Below are 21,015 nucleotides of genomic sequence, written 5' to 3'. Positions count from 1 at the left end.
TGCGGTTTGGCTGTCAATGGTCAGGAACGGTCTGCGGCGCGGCACCCGCCATCTTCACCGACATCTTGTCAGGAAAGACCGCGCGAAAAATCTGCTTCACTTCGGTAAGGCCACCGTCCGCCATTTGCGCGGCGGTCTTGCCATATTTGCTGGGAATGTCGGTGCGTGCACCGCGAGCAGCCAGAATGTGCAGCATGGCTTTCAGCTCTGGCTGGACGACCCCCGCGATCAGCAGGTGGAGCGCGGTCATGCCATCTTTCCCCGCTATATCGACGGCCGGCGCAAGAGACAGGGCATAGTCGAGCGTCGCCGCGCTGCCCCCACGCGCCGCTGCCAGCACGACGTTGGTCCCGTCCGCCGTGACGAAGCGCGGATCGGCCCCTGCGGCCAGCAACAGCATCATGGCATCCTTGCGGCCATTGGCGGCAGCAATCAGCAACGGGGGCGTGGGTGGTACCGGCGGCGGGGGAACGCCGAAATTGGCTTCGGTCACCCAGGTGATCCGCGACGGTCCGGTCAGGCCATTGGGATCAGCGCCCTTGGCCAGCAGCAATCGGATGAGTTCGGTATCGCCTCCCGCCGCTGCACCATGAAGCAACTGCTCACCGGTCCGATCCCGCTCCACTATGTCCGCGCCATGCGGCACCAGCAGGGCGGCGGCCCCGTAATTTTTCTGGTACAGCGCAAGCTGGACTGCACTACTATTTTCCGGGCCGCGATGGGCGCTGTCGGCACCGGCTGCCAGCATGATCTGCGTAGCGGGGACTACGCCGCTCTTGATCGCGAAGAACAGGGGCGTGAAGCCACCCTTCGACACGCGATTGGGGGTTGCGCCAGCCTTCAGCAACAGGGCCATCGCCTCAGTCCGGCCTGCCGCAGCGGCCCACATAAGGGGCGTCTGGCCACGGCTGTCGACACTGTCCGGGGCCGCGCCGAGGGAGAGCATGCGTTCGACGGCTTCTGCGGGACCGTAGCGGGCGCAGATGGCAAGCGCGCTTGTGCCACCGGCCCGTGCGCCGCGCACATCGGCGCGGGCATCCAGCAACTGCGCCAATATGGCCGGATCGCCCAGTTCGCAGGCGAGCGCCAACGGCGTCACGCCATCCTGATCGGCGGTATCGACGGTCGCGCCGCCAGCCAGCAGCGCGGCGACAATCGCGGGATTTTGGGTGTTGACTGCCCAGCCTAGCGGCGTCGCGCCGAAGGCCAGCTTCTGGTTCGGATCGGCTCTGTCGGCCAGTGCCGCCTGAACGGCCGCCACGTCATTTGCCACGATCGCGCGCGCCAGCCCATCATCCCTTTGTGGCGCGCGGGCCTGCGCGATGCCGCATCCGGCCATCAGCGCCAGCAGGACGACGCCCATGCGCGCGCGATCAAGCATCGGCCAGCGCCTTGAACGGGCCGTCGCTGTCGCCAAAGCGGGTCGCGGGGACATCCAGCACCTGCAGCGTGCTCAACAGCAGATTGGACATGGTGGTCCCTTTTGGCGCCACAACATGCCGGTCGCCCGGTACCAGCCCGCCCGCGACAATGATGGGCAGATCCATGTGGTCATGTTCATTGGGATCGCCAAAGGCCGACCCGCGCAGCACCAGCGTCCGGTCCAGCAGCGCTCCTTCGCCGTCCTTCACCGCCTTCATCCGTTCCAGATAATAAGCAAAATATTCCATATGATGCCGGTTGATACGGGCCAGTTTCGCCTTTTTCTCCGGGCTATTGCCATGGTGGCTGAGCATATGGTGGGAATCCGGCACGCCGATTTCCGGATAGGTGCGGTTGCTGAGTTCCCGGCCGATCATGAAACTGCCGATACGGCTGATGTCGGCCTGCATCGCCAGCACCTGAAGGTCGATCATCAGGCGGACATGCGCATCGAAACTGTCGGGAATGCCCGCCGGTCGTTCCAGATCAGCACTCTGCGCGCCACCGCCCGACGCGATCGCGCGCTGGATGCGCCGTTCAATGTCGCGGGTCGCTTCCAGATATTCATCGAGTTTCCGGCGATCCTCCATCCCCAGCGCGCCGCTCAGGCGCGCACTATCGTCCGTCACGAAATCCAGAATGCTCGATTGTCGCCGTAGCCGGGCCAGGCGACTCTTGGCATCCAGCGCGTCGCCATCGCCGAACAGCCGTTCGAACACGTCGCGCGGATTGGCGGTGACGGGCAGCGGCACGGTAGGATTGCGCCAACTGATGCCATTGGTATAGGCGCAGCTATAGCCGATGTCGCAACTGCCCAGCAGGCTGGCCTGATCGATACCCAGTTCGAGCGAACTCAGCTGGGTCGCGTCGCCCAGATGATCGGCATAGGCCTGATCGACCGAAATGCCGCAGCGTATGTCGGTACCTTCGGTCTGTTTCACATGGACGCCGGTGATGAAGGCGGGGCAAGAGCGGCCATGCCCCGCCGGACGATCCCCCATCGCCGCCGCGCTGGGATGGCCAAGGCCGGTGATGACGCTGATCTGCGCGCGATGCGGCGCCAGCGGCTCCAGCGTAGGTGGCAGGATGAAGCCCGGCCCCTGCGATGATGGCATGAACTGGTCCATCATCATGCCATTGGGTGAATAGAATATCTGGAGCCTTTTGGGCCGGGATGCGACATCGGCCGCCTTGGCCGAGGGCATCATCGCCTCCAGAAAGGGCAGCGCCATGGCCGTGCCAGCGCCACGCAACAGGGTACGGCGGCTAAGCGGTTTGCGCAGGATGATCATCGCGTTGCCCTCATTGACCAGTTGTTCGCCGCAGGGTGAAGGGGGCGCTGTGTACGATCCCCTTGATGACGGTCTGGATGCGATAGCCATCTGCGGCGGCGCTGCGGGTGATGGTGCGGATGGCCGGCATGTCGCGCGCATCCACCCCGCGGGCCAGCGCATAGGTCAGCAGCCTTTCGGTAAAGGCGCTTGCGAATTCGTCCTTTTGGCTGAGCAGGATGCGCTTTAACCCGGACAGGCCGGCAAATTGGGTGCCATCGGGCATCCGCGCCGATACGTCGATGGGCTGGCCCGCATCTTTCTGGCGAAAGGCGCCGATCGCATCGAAATTTTCAAGACTGAAGCCCAGCGGGTCCATCTTCACATGACAGGCGGCGCAGGCCGGGCTTTTGCGATGCAGTTCCAATTGCTCGCGCGCGGTCAGCAAGCGACCGTCATGCTTTTCCTGCAATGCGGGCACGTCGGGCGGCGGCGGCGGCGGCGAGGCGGCAAGTAGATTGTCGAGAATCCATTTGCCCCGCTTCACCACCGATGTGTGATTGCCATAGGAAGTGACGGTCAAAATGCTCGCCTGCCCCAGCAATCCGCCACGATTGGAGGCCGGGTCCAGACTGACGCGGCGCATGGCGGTGCCGGTGATCCCGCCAATGCCATAATGGTCGGCCAGCCGCTGGTTGAGGAAGGTATAGTCCGCCGCAATGAAATCCAGCAGGCTGCGGTTGGTGCGCAGCACATAGGTGAAGAACATTTCCGTTTCCTGCGCCATCGCACGGCGCAGGCGCGTGTCGAATTTGGGGAATATGGTGATATCGGGCCGTTGTTGGTCCAGGTTACGCAAATAGAGCCACTGGCCTGCGAAATTGGTCGTCAACGCCTGCGCGCGCGGATCGGCTAGCATCCGCGTGATCTGCGCATCCATGACGCCGGGCTTCTGCAACTGGCCCGTTTCAGCCAGCGACAGCAGCGTATCGTCGGGAATGCTGCTCCAAAGGAAGAAGGACAGGCGGGACGCGAGTTCCAGATCAGTGAGGGGCCGGACGCCGCCCGGCTTGCTGCCTGCCGGATCCTGCTCGACCAAAAACAGGAAATGGGGTGAGACCAGTATCGCTTCGACGGCTGCCTCGATCCCGTGTTCGAAATCGGACTGGGCGCGCTCGGTCGCATAGACCCGTATCAGCGGCGTCAGGTCATTGTCGTTCACCGGACGACGATAGGCACGGCGGGCCAGCGCCCCGACGATCTGCCGGGCGCAGGCGGCTTCAGCGCTGGCCCGCCGGGGCTTGCAGATGAAGATGCGGTCGCGGCTGGGGGTTCGGCCGACACCTTTTGGCGAAAATGGCCCGGCCACGTCGATCTGGAGGACGTCGCGCGGGAAATTCTGCTGCGAATAGCGCGGTGACATGCGATAGGACGGCACATCAACGGTTTTGACCCGAACGCCATCAACCGAGACATCCATTGGCAACATCACCGGCGCGGCGGTCGGCACCGGCACCTTGTCGAGATCATTGCGTAGCGTCTGGACACTCTCGTCGGGCGCCAGTTGGCGACGGAACGATAGGCCGATGACATGCGCCCCGGATTTCAGCGGCACACGGATGCTGACCTTATCCTCGGGCTGGCGGTCGGTTTCATTGTTCGTATTGGCATTCAGCCAGCCGCTAATCTCGTAGGTGGCATCATAGCGGGCATAATAGGTAAACGCCCCGCCCCCGCGCGAACCGAGCGGCAGATCGTCGCTGGCGCGCTCATTATAGGCAGGGCGGCCCCCATTCATGACCGATCCATCCTTGGGTACTTCATAGGATGTGACGAATTCCCGCCGGGACGTCAGGCCCGTCGCCATGCGGCCAACTTTGCCAGCGACGGCGATATAGCGGTCCATCAACGTCGGTGAGACGCTCAGCACATCGGCGATATTGTCAAAGCCATAGCCCGAATTGTCCTGCGGCAGTTCCCGGCTGACATCGACGTCGAGTGCCAGAAGGTCGCGCACCGCATTGGCATATTCGACCCGGTTGAGGCGACGGATCGTCGCGCGGCCGGGATCGGGATGCTGTGCGGCATAGGCGTCCAGTCCGCTCTCCAGCCACTGGACGAAAGCGGCCCGGGCGGCAGCTGTTGGCTGCGGCTTGTTGAGCGGCGGCATTTCGCCCTGGCGAGTGCGACGCAGCACCTTTTCCCAGATTTCCATATTCCTGCCATGGAAAAGATCGCCATTGCGCACATCATCGAGCGACAGGTTGGCGACCTTGTCATTGTCATTATGGCAGCGCGAACAATAGTCACCCAAAATGGCCGGGGTCGCTTCGGGCGTTGCGAGAGCTTCTGCGACAAGCGGCTGCTCTGCTTCGTCCGGCCGCGCCAGAACCGACGCCGTGGCGACCAGCGCGCTGAGCGCCAGAATGCAACTGGGCAAGGTCGGATGCCAGTTCAGGCCCATCACATATGATCCCATGTCCCGCAGGCGGCCATGCGCCGTCCCCTTTCCCCTTGTCATGACGATCGGCGGCCCATCGTCCGCCGTTTGCATGCAAATCGGGTGTGAGCGCGGGCCTATTGCGGATTCCGCGTTGCGTCCATTGCCGTTAACGGGACGGATGAATCGCAAAATTAGGCCACCCCGCGAGATGGCCCCGCCATGCTGCCCGCTCCGCACGCCGCTCTGATTTTGGCAACGGGATGTCCGCAATATCGTCATTGAACATCCTGGGCCTCGTCGCCAGAAAGGCCGCGAAACAGGGGATTGCTATGACGCGGGTGGCTGCATTGTTGATGGCGCTGATGGTTAGCGCCGGGCCGGTCGTGGCGCGAACCCCAGCCCCCATCTTGTCCAACGAGGCGCGCACGGCAGCCTATCTGGATCGGATCGTGCATAGCAGTCCGCGCCTGCGCATCTTCCTTCAGGCCATGCCCAAGGGCGGCGACCTGCACAACCATGCTGGCGGCGCCAATTTCGCGGAGGATTATCTACGTTGGGCAGCCGCGGACGGCCTGTGTGTCTCGACCGTCACGCATCATATCGTCGAACCGCCCTGCACGCCGCCGGAACATATCCCGGCCGCCGGGCTGGAGCGCACCTATCCCCATTATTCGCGCGCGATCGACGCCTTTTCCACCCGCGGTTTCGAGGCGGGTGTGGGCGACCCGGAAGTGTCGGGCTATGACCGCTTCTTCGCGACCTTCGATGCGTTTGGCCCGGCCTATAGTCGCCATGTCGGCGAAGCGATGGCGCTGACCCGCAGGCAGGCGGCGGCGGATCATGTCTCCTATGTTGAACTCGGCAGCGGTGCGCGCGCAGGCTGGTTGCTGGGCATGAAGATGGCCGATGCCGACGCCAGCGATCTTGCCGCGCTCTACGCCAGGATTGCGCCGCTATTGCCGGATGCGGTTGCCAGCGCGAGGGCCGATTATGACGGCTATGATGCGCAGGGTGCGACGTTCAACGGATGCGGAACGGCCGATCGCGAACCTGCCTGCGACGTGGCGATGCGCTATCTCTACACGGCGATCCGCACCAATCCACCGGCGCAAGTGTTCGCACAGCTCGCCTTCGGCTTTGCCCTGGCCGATGCCGATCCGCGTTTTGTCGGCGTCAATATCGCCGCGCCGGAGCATGATCCGGTCGCGGTGCGCGACTATGCGCTGCATATGCAGATGATCGCGTTCCTCAAAGCGCGCCATCCCAAGGTGCAATTGTCGCTCCATGCGGGCGAACTGACACTGGGTCTGGTTCCTTCGCGCGATCTGAGCTTCCACATTCGCGATGCAGTGCAAATCGCAGGTGCCAGGCGGATCGGCCACGGCATCGACATCGCTTATGAGACTGACGCGCCCGCGCTGCTGGCGCAGATGGCGCGCGATCAGGTAGCGGTGGAGATCAACCTGACCAGCAACGCGGTTATCCTGGGCGTGAAGGGCAGCGATCATCCGCTGTCGCTATACCGGGAAGCGGGCGTGCCGGTGGTACTGTCGACTGACGATGAAGGCGTGTCGCGCAGTGACATGACGAATGAATATCTGCGCGCCGTCACCGAACAGGGGCTGCGCTACGCGGATTTAAAGCAGATCGTGCGCAACGGGCTGCATTACAGCTTCCTGCCGGGCGACAGCCTGTGGCAGGACAGGCCGGGCGGTGCGCGGGCTGCGGCGTGCGTGGCAATGGATGCGCCAGGATGCGCCGCATGGCTGGCGAAAAATGTGAAAGCGGCGGCGCAAGCCCGACTGGAGCGCGATCTCCAGGCCTTCGAAGCTATGCCGCGCTAGTCTCGGGTTCAGGGTGACAGCAAGCAGCGCGGCAGCGGTCATGCGCGCCGATCTTTGGCGCGAAGCCGCGCAGGATCAGGAATAGCGCGCCAATGGTGACGATATGCCGCTCATGATGCCAGTGATGCGGCTCCGTCGACAATCTCCCAACCGGGGATCGTCCATGCAGCCCAGGAGATTGGCGATGCAGATAACGCAAAGCGCCATGCTATTGCGGGACGGTCTTTTCGTAGCGATCCCAATGATCGATCAACTCGTCCACCACCTTGGACCCCACCAGATAGAGGCTTTCGAGCGCGGCGTTCATGCCGGCATAGCCTTCATTTTCGGTCAGCAGATAATGGGCGGCGCTGTCGCCGGGCGGCGGCATGGTGAAGTTGCTGCCCGCGCGCAGTACCATGAAGCGCTGCTTGTCCACCCGGCCGATGCGGTCGAGATAGACGATCGACTGATAGGTGCCGGTTTCCTCCATGGCGGAAGTGACGAATTCACCCTTCCCCTGCGTCCAATATTTCACCCAGTCATTGGCCCAGTCGGTCATCCGCGCGCCGTGCCAGAATGTCATGGCCGCCAGTTGATCGCCCTTCAACACGAAGGGCGGGCGCTGCGCCACGGGATGGTCGGTGAAGCGCGCCCGTTCCTTGCGGATCGAAGGATCGTCGGGCAGCGCCAAATCCTTGGTCAGGTCATAGGCCCAGTCGCGCAGAGCCGGGTTGATCTCGAATATCTCGCCCTGGCCCACGGGCGGGCTGGGATCATTAGGGCCTTTGCTGTGCAGCGGGAAATAGCCGCTTTTCCAGTCGGCAGGAATTTCCCGCGCGTCGATTTCATGGGCGAGGTCGCCATCCACCAGATAGCGCGCCCAGGCGGCAGAACCTATGGACGCATTTTGCGGATCGATGCCAGCAATGCCCGCGACCAGCCAATAAGCGTGGGAAAGGTCGAACCGCTGATCAAGGCCCAGCGCCATCGTCGCAGTCGCCGACTTGATATTGCCCATGCCCGTGACCATGCCCAGTATCTGGGTATCGGGATTATAATAAAGGTCATGATGGGACTGGGGGAAAGGGATACGGGTATCGAGATGCCGCCGTTCCTTCCACAGCTGGAATTCGCCCGGCTTGTCGCCGCTATCCTCGCCGATTTCAAACAGTGACACGATAACGACCCGGACTGGCAGCGGATGGGCGCAGGCTTTGCCGGGCAGGCAGTCCTCGACGCCCGAAGGCAGCGCGGCGCTGGCCCAGACGGGCGCGGCAATGAGCAGGGTCGCACTCGCCAGTGTCGCGACATAAGACAGAAGGCGCATGAAACGTCCCTTATAACCAATCAGCTATGGAAGGCGCCGACAGTCCGACGCCTTCCATAATCATCAGAATTTGTACGACACCGTCGCCTGGAAACTGCGCGGCCGTTCGGGCAGGACGATCGTGCTGCCGAACAATTCGGTGAAGTTGGCTCGGAAATATTTCTCGTTGGTCGCATTTTTGACCACGAAGCGGAACAGCCAATTGTCCAGTTGATAGGACGCGCCCAGATCGACCAGCGCATAGCCCGGCAGCTTGACCGCCTGCGACTGGCCGGAAAAGACCGAGTCCACTTTCACGACGCTGGCGCTGAGCGCAAGGCCGTTGTCGAACGAATAGGTGCCAGTCAACGAATAGAGATTTTCAGGGATGCCAGCACGACGCGCGTCATTCTTGCTGCCAATCGGCAGCAATGCCCCCGGCTGACCCCCAAAGATCAGCGACGGGTCGTTCAGATAGGCCTTCAGATCCTCATAGCCCAGAAAGCTGAACGCCGTGCCGCTATCCAGGAAGGTCAGGTTGACCACCTTCGTCTTGGTATAGGCGCCGGTAATCAGGAAATGCCGATCAACCGACCAGCGGAATTCCGCTTCCAGCCCCTTTGTCTGTACCGACTGGTTGACTGTGGACGACTGGATATTGTGATCGGTGCGCTCCTGCTTGTACACCGACAGCGCGGCATAGAGCTGACCGCCGAGCCAGCTGCCCTTGACGCCACCTTCAACCATTTTGGACGCGGTAATGAAGCCGTTGGCGGCCACCGTGCCGGCATCGATCTCCGAGCCCTGGCCCGCAATCACCGTCGATTGGCGTGAAGCAGTGGCATAGGGGATCAGGCCGAAGGGCATCTTGTAAGACGCGCTTGCCGTCCAGGACCAGCCGCCCTTGCTGCCCTTGGCAGAAGTAACGGCGGGCACATTGTTCATCTTGGTCGGGATGAAGCTGGAATTGACGCTGATATCGTCATAGCGGGCACCCAATATGAGGCCCAAGCCGAAGTTGAAATCAAGGTCGGCCAAGCCCGCAAAGCCATAGTCGGTATAATGGCCCTTGAGATAATTGGAATAATCGCAGTCGCATTCGGTCGACAGCAGACGATCCGACAGCGCGTCATAGCCCTTGGTCAGGTCGACGCGGTGGAAATATTCAAAATCGAAATCATCGCCGTGCAGGAATTTGGTGTAGCGTACCGAAGGCGACAGCTGGAACGAGAATTTACCCGCGCTGCTATCAAAGCTTTTCGATATAACGATCTTGTCCTCGATCACCCAGCTTTTATGAAACTGGGAGAAGCCGTAGCTATTTTCGTTATCATTATCGATGCCGTCATAGAAAAACTGGTTCTTGATCTCCAGCCCGTTGTCGGCGGTGTAGATCATGTCGAAATAGGCGGTCTTGGCCTTGTTCACCAACAGATCATTCTTGCCGGTCAGCACTTTCTTCCGGCTGAGCTTTGTCGTGCCGACGTTGGTAAGCCCAAGCCAGGGGTAGTTGGTCGCATAGCAGGCGTCATTATTGGACGCGTTGGCAAAGACGCTGCCGCCGCCACAACCGAAGGAACCGAACGGGTTGAAATCGCCGATCGCGGTGAATTCCTGCTGCGATACCTGTCCGTCACCATTGGTATCGACCGGCTGGGCCGATCCGGTGATGTAGGTGCCGTCATCGACCAGAGCCTGAGTCAGACGGTTCCATCCGCCATTTTGTTGACCCGAATATTTCTGGTACATGCCGCCAAATTCAATGCGGAAATTGTCGGTGATCTGGCTGTCAAACGCGGCTTGCAGGATCGTCTGGTTGGTCGACATATTGTCGTAATGGCTGTCGCTATCCTCAACCTCGGCATAGAGGCTATAGCCGAATTCGGCCGTACCGATCTTCGCCGGGCCGCGCAGTTCTGCCTTCAGCACATTGCGGTTCCAACTGCCGGTCGTGTAGCTGATTTCACCCTCCGGCCCGGTCAGCAACGAACCATCCTTCACGCGCGCGGATTTGGGCACGAAGTTCATATAGCCGCCGGTTTTGGACGGGCCATAAATGGGCGAGGCCGGGCCGCGCACAATGTCGATCCGGTCGGATGCACCAATGGGCGTGGGATAGTTGCCGGGATTATCCAGGCGACGAACGCCGCGAAAATAGACTTCGCCGGGCGTACCGCGAATGTCGAGCGCACCGCCGACGCCGAAGAAGCTGTTGGTGAAGGTACCCGGCGCCTGAGCGACCAGATCATAAATGTCGGTGATGCCGAAGCGCTCAATCTGTTCGCTGCTGACGGTCGAGGCCGAACGGGGCGTTTCAACCAATGTCTTGGCAAAACCGAAGATCGATCCGACATCCTTGTCGGGCAGCGCGTTCAACGCGCCGGTAACGACGATTTCGGCTCCCGGCTCTGACGCATCGCTTGGGACGGCATCCTGCGCCAGGGCCGGTGTCGTCAGTGCGGTACAGGCCATAAGACCGGCGGCGATCACGCCAAAAGGCCGACTGCAACGGTCCGGACGCGGTGCGACAAGGTGCTGTCCGCGCAAGCGATCAATATTCGCCATGAATAAGATACCCCCCTCTTGAAACAGGGCGGCCCATATTGATCGCCCTGCTGTTAATTCTCCCTGTTCCTCTCCCATTTGATCGTCGGCTGGATTTCATTGAGAAATTCCAGCTCTATCCATTTTCACGGTCGGCTCCTGCCGCAGTCGCAAGGCGCCTTGGGCGCACCCCTTTCGCGACGGTGCATTGCAGCATGCACAGCCATGATCCCCGCCAATCGCCGCCGGACGATGTGGTGTGCATTGCAACTAGGGGCTTGACGTGGTGCGATCAAATGCAATGAATTCGACGCAGTGTTGCAAAAAATAGGGTGGGTATGCCGGCACTTTCACGTTTCTTGCGCTATTTCATAGCGGTAGGCCGATTGGGCTCGATCCGACGCGCGGCGGACGAACTGAACGTGTCAGCGTCAGCGATCGATCGTCAGATTTTGAATGTCGAGGCCAATCTGGGCATGCCGCTGTTCGAGCGGCTGCCGACCGGCCTGCGCCTGACTGCTGCGGGTGAGATCATGATGGCGGCGGGCACCAAATGGCAGAAAAACATGGCGGATGTTCGCGCGCAAATAGAGGATTTGCGCGGGCTGAAACGCGGACATGTCGATATTGCGGTCATCGACGCCCTGGCCAAAGGCTATATCCCCGCCGCGATCCGGGCGCTGCAAAGCAAATATCCCGGCATCACTATCGGCGTGCGGGTACTGGAAAATGACGCAGCCCGGCTGGCGACGGTGCGCGGAGAGGTGGATTTCGGCATATTTTTCGAGCCGCAGACCGTGCGCGACCTGGCCGTCCGATCCTTCGTGGAGGTCGTGCTGGGCTTCGTCACGCCGACCGGCCATCCACTGGGCGGCAAGAGGGAAGCCCGGTTTTCCAGCTGCGTGGGATCACGGTTGATCGTGCCAGCTGAGCCATTGGCGGTTTATGAGCAGATTTCGGTGCTGGAAGGGACGACCGGCGTGGTGATCGACCGGGCCGTGTCATCGGACAATATCCAGATGATCACGTCGCTTGTATTGCAGGGTATCGGCATCGGCGTACTGACATCGCTCGACGTCATTACCGAGGTGCAGCGCGGCCTTCTGTCCTTCACCAAAATTTCCGACCCGATATTGCGGCCAATGACGCTGGCGCTGTGTACCGCATCGGCGCGCACGCCATCCTATGCGGCCGGCATAGCCTTGCAGGAAATCGAAAACGGCTTCCCGCAACTCAGCTATCCCATATCGATCGACGGTCCCGCCATGACATGACGGCCCCTCAGCCAATTGCCCAAAGTGTGCAGACCCGATAACGGACAATCTTTCCAGACCGTCAACGGACCTTCTGTCATGAGCCACACTGCCGAGCCTCAGCTCCACTATATCTCCAACGACGCCTTTGTCGCCGACGTGCAAATGCTGGCGCGACAGGTTGAACAGGACGACTGGACACCCGATTTCATCATCGGCATCGGCCGTGGCGGGCTGGTGCCTGCGGTCTATATCTCGCATCAGACCGAATTGCCTATGCTGTCGATCGACCATAGTTCAAAGGTACCCGGCTTTGCCGACGAATTGCTGGCCAAGGTCGCGGCGAAGAGCGCGGCGGGCCAGCGACTGCTGTTCGTCGACGACATCAACGATAGCGGCGGCACGATCGATTATGTGCGGCGGTTGCTGGCCGACAATGGCTGCAATGGCGACAATCTGCGCTTTGCCGTCATCATCACAAACAGCCGGTCGCGCGTGACGGTGGATTATTGGGCGGAGATGATCGACCGGGACGAGGACAAGCGCTGGTTCGTGTTTCCCTGGGAAGCGGTCGGCGCAAAGGGTACGATCGTTGAAGAGGCGCTTTCCGTGCCGGAACGGCTGGCCTGATGCGGATCTGCGTCTATCTTGGCTCCTCGCCCGGCAACTCGCCTGTCTATCGCGAAGCTGCCGAGCGGGTCGGCACGCTGCTGGCCGAGCGGGGCATTGGCCTGGTTTATGGCGGCGGGACCGTCGGGCTGATGGGTGTGATCGCCGATACGGTCTGCGCTGCGGGCGGCGAGGTGATCGGCGTCATTCCCGAAGCGCTGCGCGCGCGCGAACATGACCATCCGGGCATCACGCAACTGCATGTCGTCAAAACGATGCATGAGCGCAAGGCGATGATGGCGAAATTTGCCGACGGTTTCCTGTGCCTACCCGGCGGCATCGGGACGCTGGAGGAGATATTCGAGGCCTGGTGCTGGTCGCAGCTTGGCTATCATGAAAAGCCGTGCGGGCTGCTCAACGTCAATGGCTTCTATACGCCCATGTCGACCTTCATCGATTCTGTCGTCGCGGAGGGTTTCCTCCAGCCCCGGCATCGGGCGATGTTGCTGATCGACAATGACCCGGACATATTGCTGGACCGCATGGCGCAATATCTGCCGCCGCAGACAGAGCATTGGCTGGGCGACGACGACGTTTAGCCGATGGTGTCGATCAGGGCAGGCAGTTCGGCCAGCCGATCGATCTGGCGGAAGCGGGGATGGTCGGCTGGCGTGTCGGCGATTTCATGGACCCATGCCCCCTCCTGCGGGATATAGGCGGCCCAGGCGCCAGCCTCCAGCGCGGGGCGAATGTCCGACCGCAGCGAATCCCCCGCCATGATGGCTTCGTGCGGAGCGGCGCCATATTGGCCGAACACACGGCGGAACGTATTTTCGGTCTTGTCGCTGACGATCTCAATGCCGCTGAACAGGTCGCCCAGGCCTGAAGCTGCGAGTTTCGATTCCTGGTGCAACAGGTCGCCCTTCGTCACCAGCACGAGCCGACCCCGGTGGGCCAGCGCGTCGAGCGTGTCGGCGACATCGTCGAACAGGTCGACCGGATGGGCCAGCAGCGCGCGCCCGGCTGCCAGAATATCCTCGATCATCGATTTGGAAATCTGGTCTCCGGCCAGTTCCGCCGCGGTCTCGATCATCGAAAGCGTGAAACCCTTGGCCCCATAGCCATAGAGTTTGAGATTGCGCCCTTCGCAGGCATTAAGCGTGTCGCGGGCGATGTCGGCGTCGGCAAAGGGCTGGAGCATCGCCACCAGCGCCTCTTCGGTCGCGTTGAAATGCCGCATATTGTGCCAGAGCGTGTCGTCGGCATCCAGACAGATGAGCCTGATCGTCATGTCCTTATCCTAGCGTTGAGCAGCCGAACTGGCTGTTATAATCGACATAGAGCGTTGATCGCCATAAACAGCGAAAGAAGGACTCCAGGCAGCCTCATAACAGGGCATCCAACCGTTCCAGATGGGCGGCGATGGCCTCGGGCGGCAGGAAGGAGCCGGTGAAGCTGTTTCGGGCAAGCTGGCCCAACTGCGCCCTGGTGAGGCCACGCGCTACGGCGGCCGCGCGATAATTGTCGGCGATATAGCCGCCAAAATAGGCGGGATCGTCCGAATTGATCGTCGCGCGCAGGCCGCGGTCCAGCATCCGGTCGATCGGATGGTTGACCAGATCATCGACCACGCACAGCTTGAGGTTGGAGAGCGGACAGACCGTGAGCGTCATGCCTTCGCGTACCAGCCGGTCGACCAGCGCATCATCTTCCAGCGCGCGATTGCCATGGTCGATCCGGTCGACTTGAAGCAGGTCGAGCGCCTGATAGACATAGGCGGGCGGCCCTTCCTCTCCGGCATGGGCCGTGAGGCGCAGGCCCTTTGCCCTCGCCGCGGCAAAAACGCGGGCAAATTTTTCGGGCGGATGGCCGGTTTCGGATGAATCGAGGCCGACGGCGGCGATCCGGTCGAGCCAGGGCTCGGCGGCGGCCAGCGTTTCGAAGGCTGCCTCTTCGCTCAGATGACGCAGGAAGGAGAGGATGAGCGCGCTGCTGATCCCATGGCGCGCCTGCGCGTCGGCCATAGCGGACAGCAGGCCCTCGATAACCGTGGCGAAAGGGATGCTGCGATCTGTATGGGTCTGCGGATCGAACATAAGTTCGGCGTGAACCACGCCATCCGCCGCCGCGCGATCGAAATAGGCAGCGGCGAGATCGTGGAAATCCCGCTGCGTCCGCAGCACGTCTGCCCCGGCATAATAGATGTCGAGAAAATCCTGCAAATTGCCAAAGGCATAGGCCGCACGGACATCCTCCACGCTGGCATAGGGAATGGCGACGCCGTTGCGCTCGGCCAGCGCGAACATGAGTTCCGGCTCCAGACTGCCTTCGATATGCAAATGAAGTTCAGCCTTGGGCAGAGCGCGGATGAAGCGGTCGAGATCGGTCATGATGCAGTGCCTTGTCGGTCCCAGGCGCATTGGCCCATGATGTAGGTCCGCGCGATGGCGCGGTCGTCGCCCAGGATTTGCAACGCGAAGAGGCGCTCTGCAAGCGTGGCCTTTGCCGTGCGGCGCGTTAGCAACGGCGTGGCCGCACAGTCGAGCAGAATGAAATCCGCTTCCTGCCCCGGCTCCAGCCCGCCGACCCGATCGTCGATATGCAGAAGCGTGGCGCTGCCCGCTGTCGCCAGATAAAGGGCGCGGAAGGGATCGAGCGGGTAGTCGCGCGACAGGGCGGCCTGATAGGCAAGACCCGCCGTATGGAGCAGCGAGAAGGATGTGCCCGCGCCGACATCGGTGCCAAGGCCAATCCGTACGCCATGGGCATCGGCCTGACCAAAGTCGAAAAAGCCTGAGCCCAGGAACAGGTTGGAACTGGGGCAGACGGCGATTCCCGCGCCGCTTTCCGCCAGGCGTGTGCAGGCATGGTCCGACAGGTGGACGCCATGGGCAAAAACCGACCGGGCACCGACCAGACCGAAGCGATCATAGACATCGAGATAGTCGCGTGCCGTCGGGAAGCGGTCAGCCACGGCGGCACATTCGCGGAGATTTTCGGCCAGATGCGTGTGCAGCAATATATCGGGATGATCGGCCAGCAATGCGCCAGCGACCTGCAACTGCGCGTCCGACGACGTCAGGGCGAAGCGCGGCGTCACGGCATAGCCCAGCCGTCCCCGCCCCCGCCAGCGGCGGATCAGCGCTTCACTTTCGTCCCGCCCGCTTTCCGGCATGTCCGCCAGCCCGTCCGGCCCCAGATCCATCAAGATCTTGCCTGACAGGATACGCATGTTCCGGTCGAGCGCTGCGTCGAACAGCGCGTCGACCGAATGCGCGTGGACGGTAGGAAAGACAAGCGCGCTGGTCGTGCCGTTGCGCAGCAACTCGTCCAGAAACAGGTTCGCCAGGCTGGCGGCATGGGCATGGTCAGCAAACGCTTTTTCCGCAGGAAAAATATGGCGATCCAGCCAGTCAAGCAGCTGTTCGCCGTGCGAGGCGATATGATCCATCTGCGCATAATGGACATGGGCGTCGATGAAGCCGGGGACGACAAGGCCGGGCAAATGGTCGATCGGGATGCCCGGATAGCTGGGTGCCAGACTTGCATAGTCGCCACGCGCGACGATGAGGCCGTCCTCTACAATGAACAACCCATCCGGTTCGTGGCGAACGGCGTCAGGATGACGATACGGATCGCGAGACACTGACAGAATTTCGCCGCGAAAGCCCTTGATTCCCTTGGCCATCTGCATCATCCGGCCTTCAATTGCAGCAGTTGGGCCAAGACGGCGATGGCGATGACATCGGGTTCCTTGCCCATGACCCCCGGCACGCCGATCGGCGAGGTAAGCCGGGCGCGGGCCTGTGCATCGATGCCATCGCGCGTCAGCCGCGTATGGAAACGCGCGCCCTTGGTGGCGGAGCCGATCAGGCCGACATAGGCGCAAGGCGGACGGCTCAACGCAGCGTGGGTCAGGCGATAGTCGAGGCCATGGTCGTGCGTCAGGATGAGGATGGCGGCATCGTCAGGCGCGTCGGCCACACATTGTTCTATTGCTGCCTCCGGCACGACGGCGACCTCATCGATCGTCTCGAAAACCGGGCGCGTGTCGAACCAGGACAGGAGGAATGGCAGGTTTGCAGCGTGGCGGGCGATTGCCTGACCGACATGACCCGCACCGAACAGATAGAGTGGCCGACGGTACTGACCGATAATTTCCGCCAGACAGTCGCCCGCACGGGGACGGTCGCCCCGCGCCGACGGGGGCGACGGCACGGCATGATCCCCCACACGCCTTTCCACCCGGTCGGATTGGAACGTCGAAACGAGAATTCGATCGTCCGCGGCATCCGCCAGCCAGCCCATGGCGTCAGGATCGCAATGTTCAATGAGCAACCGTACCCGGCCGCCGCAACATTGGCCCAGCAGCGGCCCAAGCGGATAATCCTGCACCCGCCACTGGCCCGGCGGCAGCGCCAATATGGCGCGCGCCTGTTCGACCGCACGATATTCGAGCTGACCGCCGCCAATGGTGCCGTGCAGCCCCTGATGCGTGACCAGCATGCGCGTCCCCGCCCCGCGCGGGGCGGAGCCTTCGCTGCCCAGGATGGTGATCAGGGCGCTTGGTGTCTTGCCTGCAAAGTGCCGCAGCCAGTCCAGCCACTCGCTCATCGCGCGCGATGCTCGCTGACCGCACGCAATATGCGTTCGGGCGTGGCGGGGGCGTCAAGACGGGGCAGCGCGCGAACATCCGGCGCAACTGCCGCGACGGCGCGGGTCAGGGCGGAAAAGACTGATATGGCGAGCATGAAGGGCGGCTCACCGACCGCCTTGGACCGATTGATCGTCGGCTCGACATTCTCCCCATCCCACAGGCTGATCGTCATATGGGCGGGGCGATCCGACGCGGTCGGGATTTTGTAGGTCGCGGGCGAATGGGTGAGCAAGCGGCCCTGATCGTCAAAGACCAGTTCCTCGGTCGTCAGCCAGCCCTGCCCCTGGATGAAGCCGCCCTCGATCTGGCCGATGTCGATCTGGCGATTGAGCGAACGGCCGACATCGTGGAGAATGTCGACGGCCAGCACCCTATGCTCGCCGGTGAGTGTGTCGATCGCGACTTCGGACACGGCAGCGCCATAGGCGAAATAATAAAAAGGGCGTCCCTGATGCGCTTGCCGGTCGTAGGCAATGTCGGGAGTCGCATAATAGCCGGTGGCGGCAAGCGAAACACGGCCAATATGCGCCTTGCGACACAGATGTGCGAAGGTCAGCCGCTCGGTGCCCGCGATCACGCCTTCGGGGGTAAAATGCACCTCGCTGTCGGGGCAGCCGAAGGTGCGGGCAAGGAACCCGGTGAGCCGTTCGCGGATCGTCATCGCCGCCTGATAGGCGGCCATGCCGTTCAGGTCCGCACCGGACGAGGCGGCGGTGGCCGACGTATTGGGCACCTTGTCGGTGCGCGTGGCAGTGATCCGCACTTGGTCGATCGGCACGGCAAAGACGTCAGCGACGACCTGCGCCACCTTGATATACAGCCCCTGCCCCATTTCCGTGCCGCCATGATTGATCTGGATCGACCCGTCGGCATAGACCAGCACCAGCGCGCCGGCCTGATTGAGGTGCGTGGTGGTAAAGCTGATCCCGAACTTGACCGGGGTTAGGGCTATGCCGCGCTTGATGATCGGGCTGGTGGCGTTGAAGGCATCGATTGCGGCACTGCGCGCGTCATAACGGGCGTCGGCGCGCAACCGGGCGATGAGTTGCGGTGCGATATTGTCCGCGATGGTCATGCCATAGGGCGCGACATCGCGACCGGGGCCATAGAGATTGGCGCACCGCACCGCCAGCGGATCATGGCCCAGATGCGCGGCGACATCGTCCATGACGCGCTCTATCGCCAGCATCCCCTGCGGCCCGCCGAAGCCACGGAAGGCCGTGTCGGACACGGTATTGGTCTTGAGCCGTTCCGACAGGATTTCGACGTCCGGCAGCCAATAGCAATTGTCGGCATGGAACATCGCCCGGTCGTTGATCGCCGGGGACAGATCGACCGTGGCGCCGCAGCGAGAGGCGAGGCGCAAATGCAGCGCCAGCACATGGCCCTGCGCGTCGAAACCGACATCATAGGTGACGCGGAAGGCGTGCCGCTTGCCCGTCATCACCATGTCATCGTCCCGGTCGCAGCGGAATTTGGCGGGGCGGCCCGTTTTGTCCGCGACCAGCGCGGCCGCCGCGGCGAACAGGGCCGCCTGCGTTTCCTTGCCACCAAAGGCGCCGCCCATGCGGCGTACCTCCACCGTCACGTCGGCGGAGCGGCGATGCAGCATATGGGCGACCAGATGCTGGATTTCGCTGGGATGCTGGGTGGAACAGAGCAGATGAATCTGGCCATCTTCGCCCGGTGTCGCGACAGCGACCTGCCCCTCCAGATAGAAATGATCCTGCCCGCCCATATCGAAGCTGCCGGTCAGCCGATGGGGTGCGCTGTCCAGCGCAGCAGCAGCATCACCGCGCGCCATCCGCTGGGTCGGCTCGATCAGTGACTTGGCCGCCTGCGCCGCCGCGATCGTCAGGCAGGCGGGCAATGGTTCATAATCTATCCTGGCGAGCCGTGCAGCCTTGCGCGCCGCGCGCTGGCTGGTGGCGGCGACCAGGAAGATGGCTTGTCCAACGCAGATCACTTCGCCATCGGCCAGCAGCCGGTCGTCGCCTGCGACGGGGCTGACGTCATTCGCGCCGGGGATGTCGGCGGCGGTAAAGACATGCACGACACCTTCGGCCGCCCGGACGGCGGACAGGTCCATGGACTGGATGCGGGCATGGGCATGGGCGCTCTGGCCAAAAGCCAGATGGAGCATGTCGACAGGTTCCGGCCCGTCATCGGCATAGCGGGCCGCGCCCGTGACATGGAGCGGCGCGCTGTCATGCGGGTGCGAGGGCTTGGGCAGAACATGCCATGCAGGATCGCGATCAGCCATGGACGGCTTCCAGACCAAGCACCGACACGGCCTGCCCCTGCTCCCGGTGCCAGAGGCGCAGCAGCAGATTGGCGGCGGCGTCGAGGCGATAGGCAGCGGACCCGCGAACGTCGGAGAGGGGGGCATAGTCGGCGCGCAGCGCGTCAGCCGCCTTTTCCACCGTTCCCAGCGTGAAAGGCTGACCCGTCAGCGCGGCTTCGCACATCGGCGCCCGGCGCGGCGTGGCCGCCATACCGCCAAAGGCGACACGCGCGCCGGTCACGATCCCGTCAGCGACCGCCAGATGAAATGCACCGCAGACCGCCGAAATATCGCTGTCGAAGCGGCGGGACAATTTGGCGATATGGATGATGGCTTGGGGATCGGGTCGCGGAATCCACAGGCTTTCGACAAATTCCCAGGGGCGACGATCCTGCTTGCCATAGTCGAGGAAATAGTCCTCCAGCGCCATCGTCCGTCGCCCGTCCCGGCTGCGCAACGTCAGTTCCGCCCCAAGCGCGATGAAGGCAGGCGGTCCGTCCCCGATGGGCGATCCATTGGCGATATTGCCGCCGACCGTCCCGGCATTACGCACCTGAAGCCCGCCGATCCGGCGGGTAAGTTCGCCCAGATCGGAATGGAGGCGCGCAAAGGCGGCGTGGGCGTCGGCATAGCGCACCCCCGCGCCCAGCCGGACGCCTGCAGGGCTTTCCTCGATCGTCTGCAATTCGGTAACGTCGCCGAGAAAAATCAGCGTGTCGATGCTCCGCAATCCCTTCGTCACCCAAAGGCCCACATCGGTGGCGCCCGCGACCATGCGCGCATCGGGATGGTCGGCGAGCAGGTCGGCAAGGTCGGCTCCACTGCGCGGCGCGAACCAGCGGCGATCGCCATGCTGGCCTGATGCGGCGGGCCGTTCGCGCAACGCCTTCAGCGCGACCGCGGTTGGAGTGTCGTCCCGCTCCAGCGGCCCGGTGGCATCGGCCGCGGCCAGGATGGGGCCATAGCCTGTGCAACGGCACAGATTGCCCGCCAGCACATCGGCGACCGGCAGGTCATGCCCGCTTGCCCCGACGCAGCGGCCATAGAGCGACATGACGAACCCCGGCGTGCAAAAGCCGCATTGCGAACTGCCATTGGCAGCCATGCACGCCTGCAACGGATTAAGCGTGCCAGCAGGCGCCAGGCTTTCGACGGTCAGCAGTGCGCGACCATCCAGCATCGGCAAGAACAGGATGCAGGCATTGACCGCGCGCCAGACGATAGCGTCGCCATCCAGATCGCCGACCAGCACGGTGCAGGCACCGCAATCGCCCTCTGCGCAGCCCTCCTTGGTTCCGGTGCGGCGCATCCTGTAGCGCAGATGATCGAGCAGGGTAGCGGTGGGATCGACATCGGCGATCTCGACCAGATCGCCATCCAGCAGGAACTGCACGCTCATT

The 21,015-nt window shown here is 62.6% G+C and carries 15 protein-coding genes; 4 read left to right on the top strand and 11 right to left on the bottom strand.

Features of this window, described 5'->3' with window-relative positions; translation table 11 throughout:
- Positions 1-13 precede the first annotated feature (13 nt).
- Genes IWY39_RS22210 through IWY39_RS22200 form a run of 3 tightly spaced genes read right to left on the bottom strand, consistent with a single transcriptional unit; the run spans position 14 to position 5,247 of the window.
- Positions 14-1,381 (bottom strand): ankyrin repeat domain-containing protein, encoded by a 1,368-nt coding sequence (locus IWY39_RS22210; protein WP_107124544.1) that lies wholly within the window; start codon positions 1,379-1,381, stop codon positions 14-16.
- Positions 1,374-2,714, bottom strand: a complete 1,341-nt coding sequence (locus IWY39_RS22205; RefSeq protein WP_107124543.1) for a DUF1552 domain-containing protein — start codon at positions 2,712-2,714, stop codon at positions 1,374-1,376. The genes IWY39_RS22210 and IWY39_RS22205 overlap by 8 nt, the downstream gene beginning before the upstream one ends.
- 10 nt (positions 2,715-2,724) lie before the next feature.
- The gene (locus tag IWY39_RS22200; protein WP_107124542.1) at positions 2,725-5,247 is read right to left on the bottom strand and encodes a DUF1592 domain-containing protein; all 2,523 of its coding nucleotides are present in this window, start codon (positions 5,245-5,247) and stop codon (positions 2,725-2,727) included.
- Between the two features lie 218 nt (positions 5,248-5,465).
- Here IWY39_RS22200 and IWY39_RS22195 point away from each other — a divergent pair, with 218 nt between their 5' ends.
- Complete coding sequence (locus IWY39_RS22195) at positions 5,466-6,980, top strand: adenosine deaminase family protein (RefSeq protein WP_107124686.1); 1,515 nt, start codon at positions 5,466-5,468, stop codon at positions 6,978-6,980.
- A 208-nt stretch (positions 6,981-7,188) separates the two neighbouring features.
- Here the strand turns inward: IWY39_RS22195 and IWY39_RS22190 are convergent, their stop codons facing one another.
- Both IWY39_RS22190 and IWY39_RS22185 read right to left on the bottom strand, forming a co-directional pair.
- Positions 7,189-8,289, bottom strand: a complete 1,101-nt coding sequence (locus IWY39_RS22190; protein ID WP_107124541.1) for a purine nucleoside permease — start codon at positions 8,287-8,289, stop codon at positions 7,189-7,191.
- Positions 8,290-8,352: 63 nt separating this feature from the next.
- The gene (locus tag IWY39_RS22185) at positions 8,353-10,833 is read right to left on the bottom strand and encodes a TonB-dependent siderophore receptor (RefSeq protein ID WP_107124540.1); all 2,481 of its coding nucleotides are present in this window, start codon (positions 10,831-10,833) and stop codon (positions 8,353-8,355) included.
- A gap of 317 nt (positions 10,834-11,150) precedes the next feature.
- Here IWY39_RS22185 and IWY39_RS22180 point away from each other — a divergent pair, with 317 nt between their 5' ends.
- The 3 genes from IWY39_RS22180 to IWY39_RS22170 all read left to right on the top strand — a co-directional run bounded on the left by IWY39_RS22180 (position 11,151) and on the right by IWY39_RS22170 (position 13,273).
- Complete coding sequence (locus IWY39_RS22180; RefSeq protein WP_026149555.1) at positions 11,151-12,086, top strand: LysR family transcriptional regulator; 936 nt, start codon at positions 11,151-11,153, stop codon at positions 12,084-12,086.
- A 78-nt stretch (positions 12,087-12,164) separates the two neighbouring features.
- Entirely contained in the window at positions 12,165-12,695 is a 531-nt protein-coding gene (locus IWY39_RS22175) for a phosphoribosyltransferase (RefSeq protein WP_107124539.1), read from the top strand.
- Positions 12,695-13,273, top strand: coding sequence for a TIGR00730 family Rossman fold protein (locus tag IWY39_RS22170; protein WP_017182003.1), 579 nt, complete (start codon positions 12,695-12,697; stop codon positions 13,271-13,273). The genes IWY39_RS22175 and IWY39_RS22170 overlap by 1 nt, the downstream gene beginning before the upstream one ends.
- On the opposite strand, the gene IWY39_RS22165 is transcribed toward IWY39_RS22170, so the two are convergent.
- From IWY39_RS22165 to xdhA, 6 genes are all read right to left on the bottom strand, one after another.
- On the bottom strand, positions 13,270-13,965 hold the full coding sequence (locus IWY39_RS22165; protein ID WP_107124538.1) for an HAD family hydrolase: 696 nt from the start codon (positions 13,963-13,965) through the stop codon (positions 13,270-13,272). The genes IWY39_RS22170 and IWY39_RS22165 overlap by 4 nt on opposite strands.
- Positions 13,966-14,059: 94 nt before the next feature.
- Entirely contained in the window at positions 14,060-15,064 is a 1,005-nt protein-coding gene (locus IWY39_RS22160; protein ID WP_107124537.1) for an adenosine deaminase, read from the bottom strand.
- On the bottom strand, positions 15,061-16,371 hold the full coding sequence (guaD, locus tag IWY39_RS22155) for a guanine deaminase (RefSeq protein ID WP_107124536.1): 1,311 nt from the start codon (positions 16,369-16,371) through the stop codon (positions 15,061-15,063). The genes IWY39_RS22160 and guaD overlap by 4 nt, the downstream gene beginning before the upstream one ends.
- Entirely contained in the window at positions 16,368-17,288 is a 921-nt protein-coding gene (xdhC, locus tag IWY39_RS22150; RefSeq protein WP_107124535.1) for a xanthine dehydrogenase accessory protein XdhC, read from the bottom strand. Before xdhC ends, guaD begins: the two co-directional genes overlap by 4 nt.
- Complete coding sequence (xdhB, locus tag IWY39_RS22145; RefSeq protein WP_107124534.1) at positions 17,285-19,594, bottom strand: xanthine dehydrogenase molybdopterin binding subunit; 2,310 nt, start codon at positions 19,592-19,594, stop codon at positions 17,285-17,287. The genes xdhC and xdhB overlap by 4 nt, the downstream gene beginning before the upstream one ends.
- Positions 19,587-21,014 (bottom strand): xanthine dehydrogenase small subunit, encoded by a 1,428-nt coding sequence (gene xdhA, locus IWY39_RS22140; protein ID WP_107124533.1) that lies wholly within the window; start codon positions 21,012-21,014, stop codon positions 19,587-19,589. Before xdhA ends, xdhB begins: the two co-directional genes overlap by 8 nt.
- Position 21,015 lies beyond the last annotated feature (1 nt).

Origin of the sequence: Sphingobium sp. JAI105 (assembly GCF_015752145.1) — a bacterium.
Taxonomy (GTDB): domain Bacteria; phylum Pseudomonadota; class Alphaproteobacteria; order Sphingomonadales; family Sphingomonadaceae; genus Sphingobium; species Sphingobium xenophagum.
The sequence above is the reverse complement of the archived record's forward strand: the minus strand, read 5'-3'. Positions and strand labels throughout refer to the sequence as shown.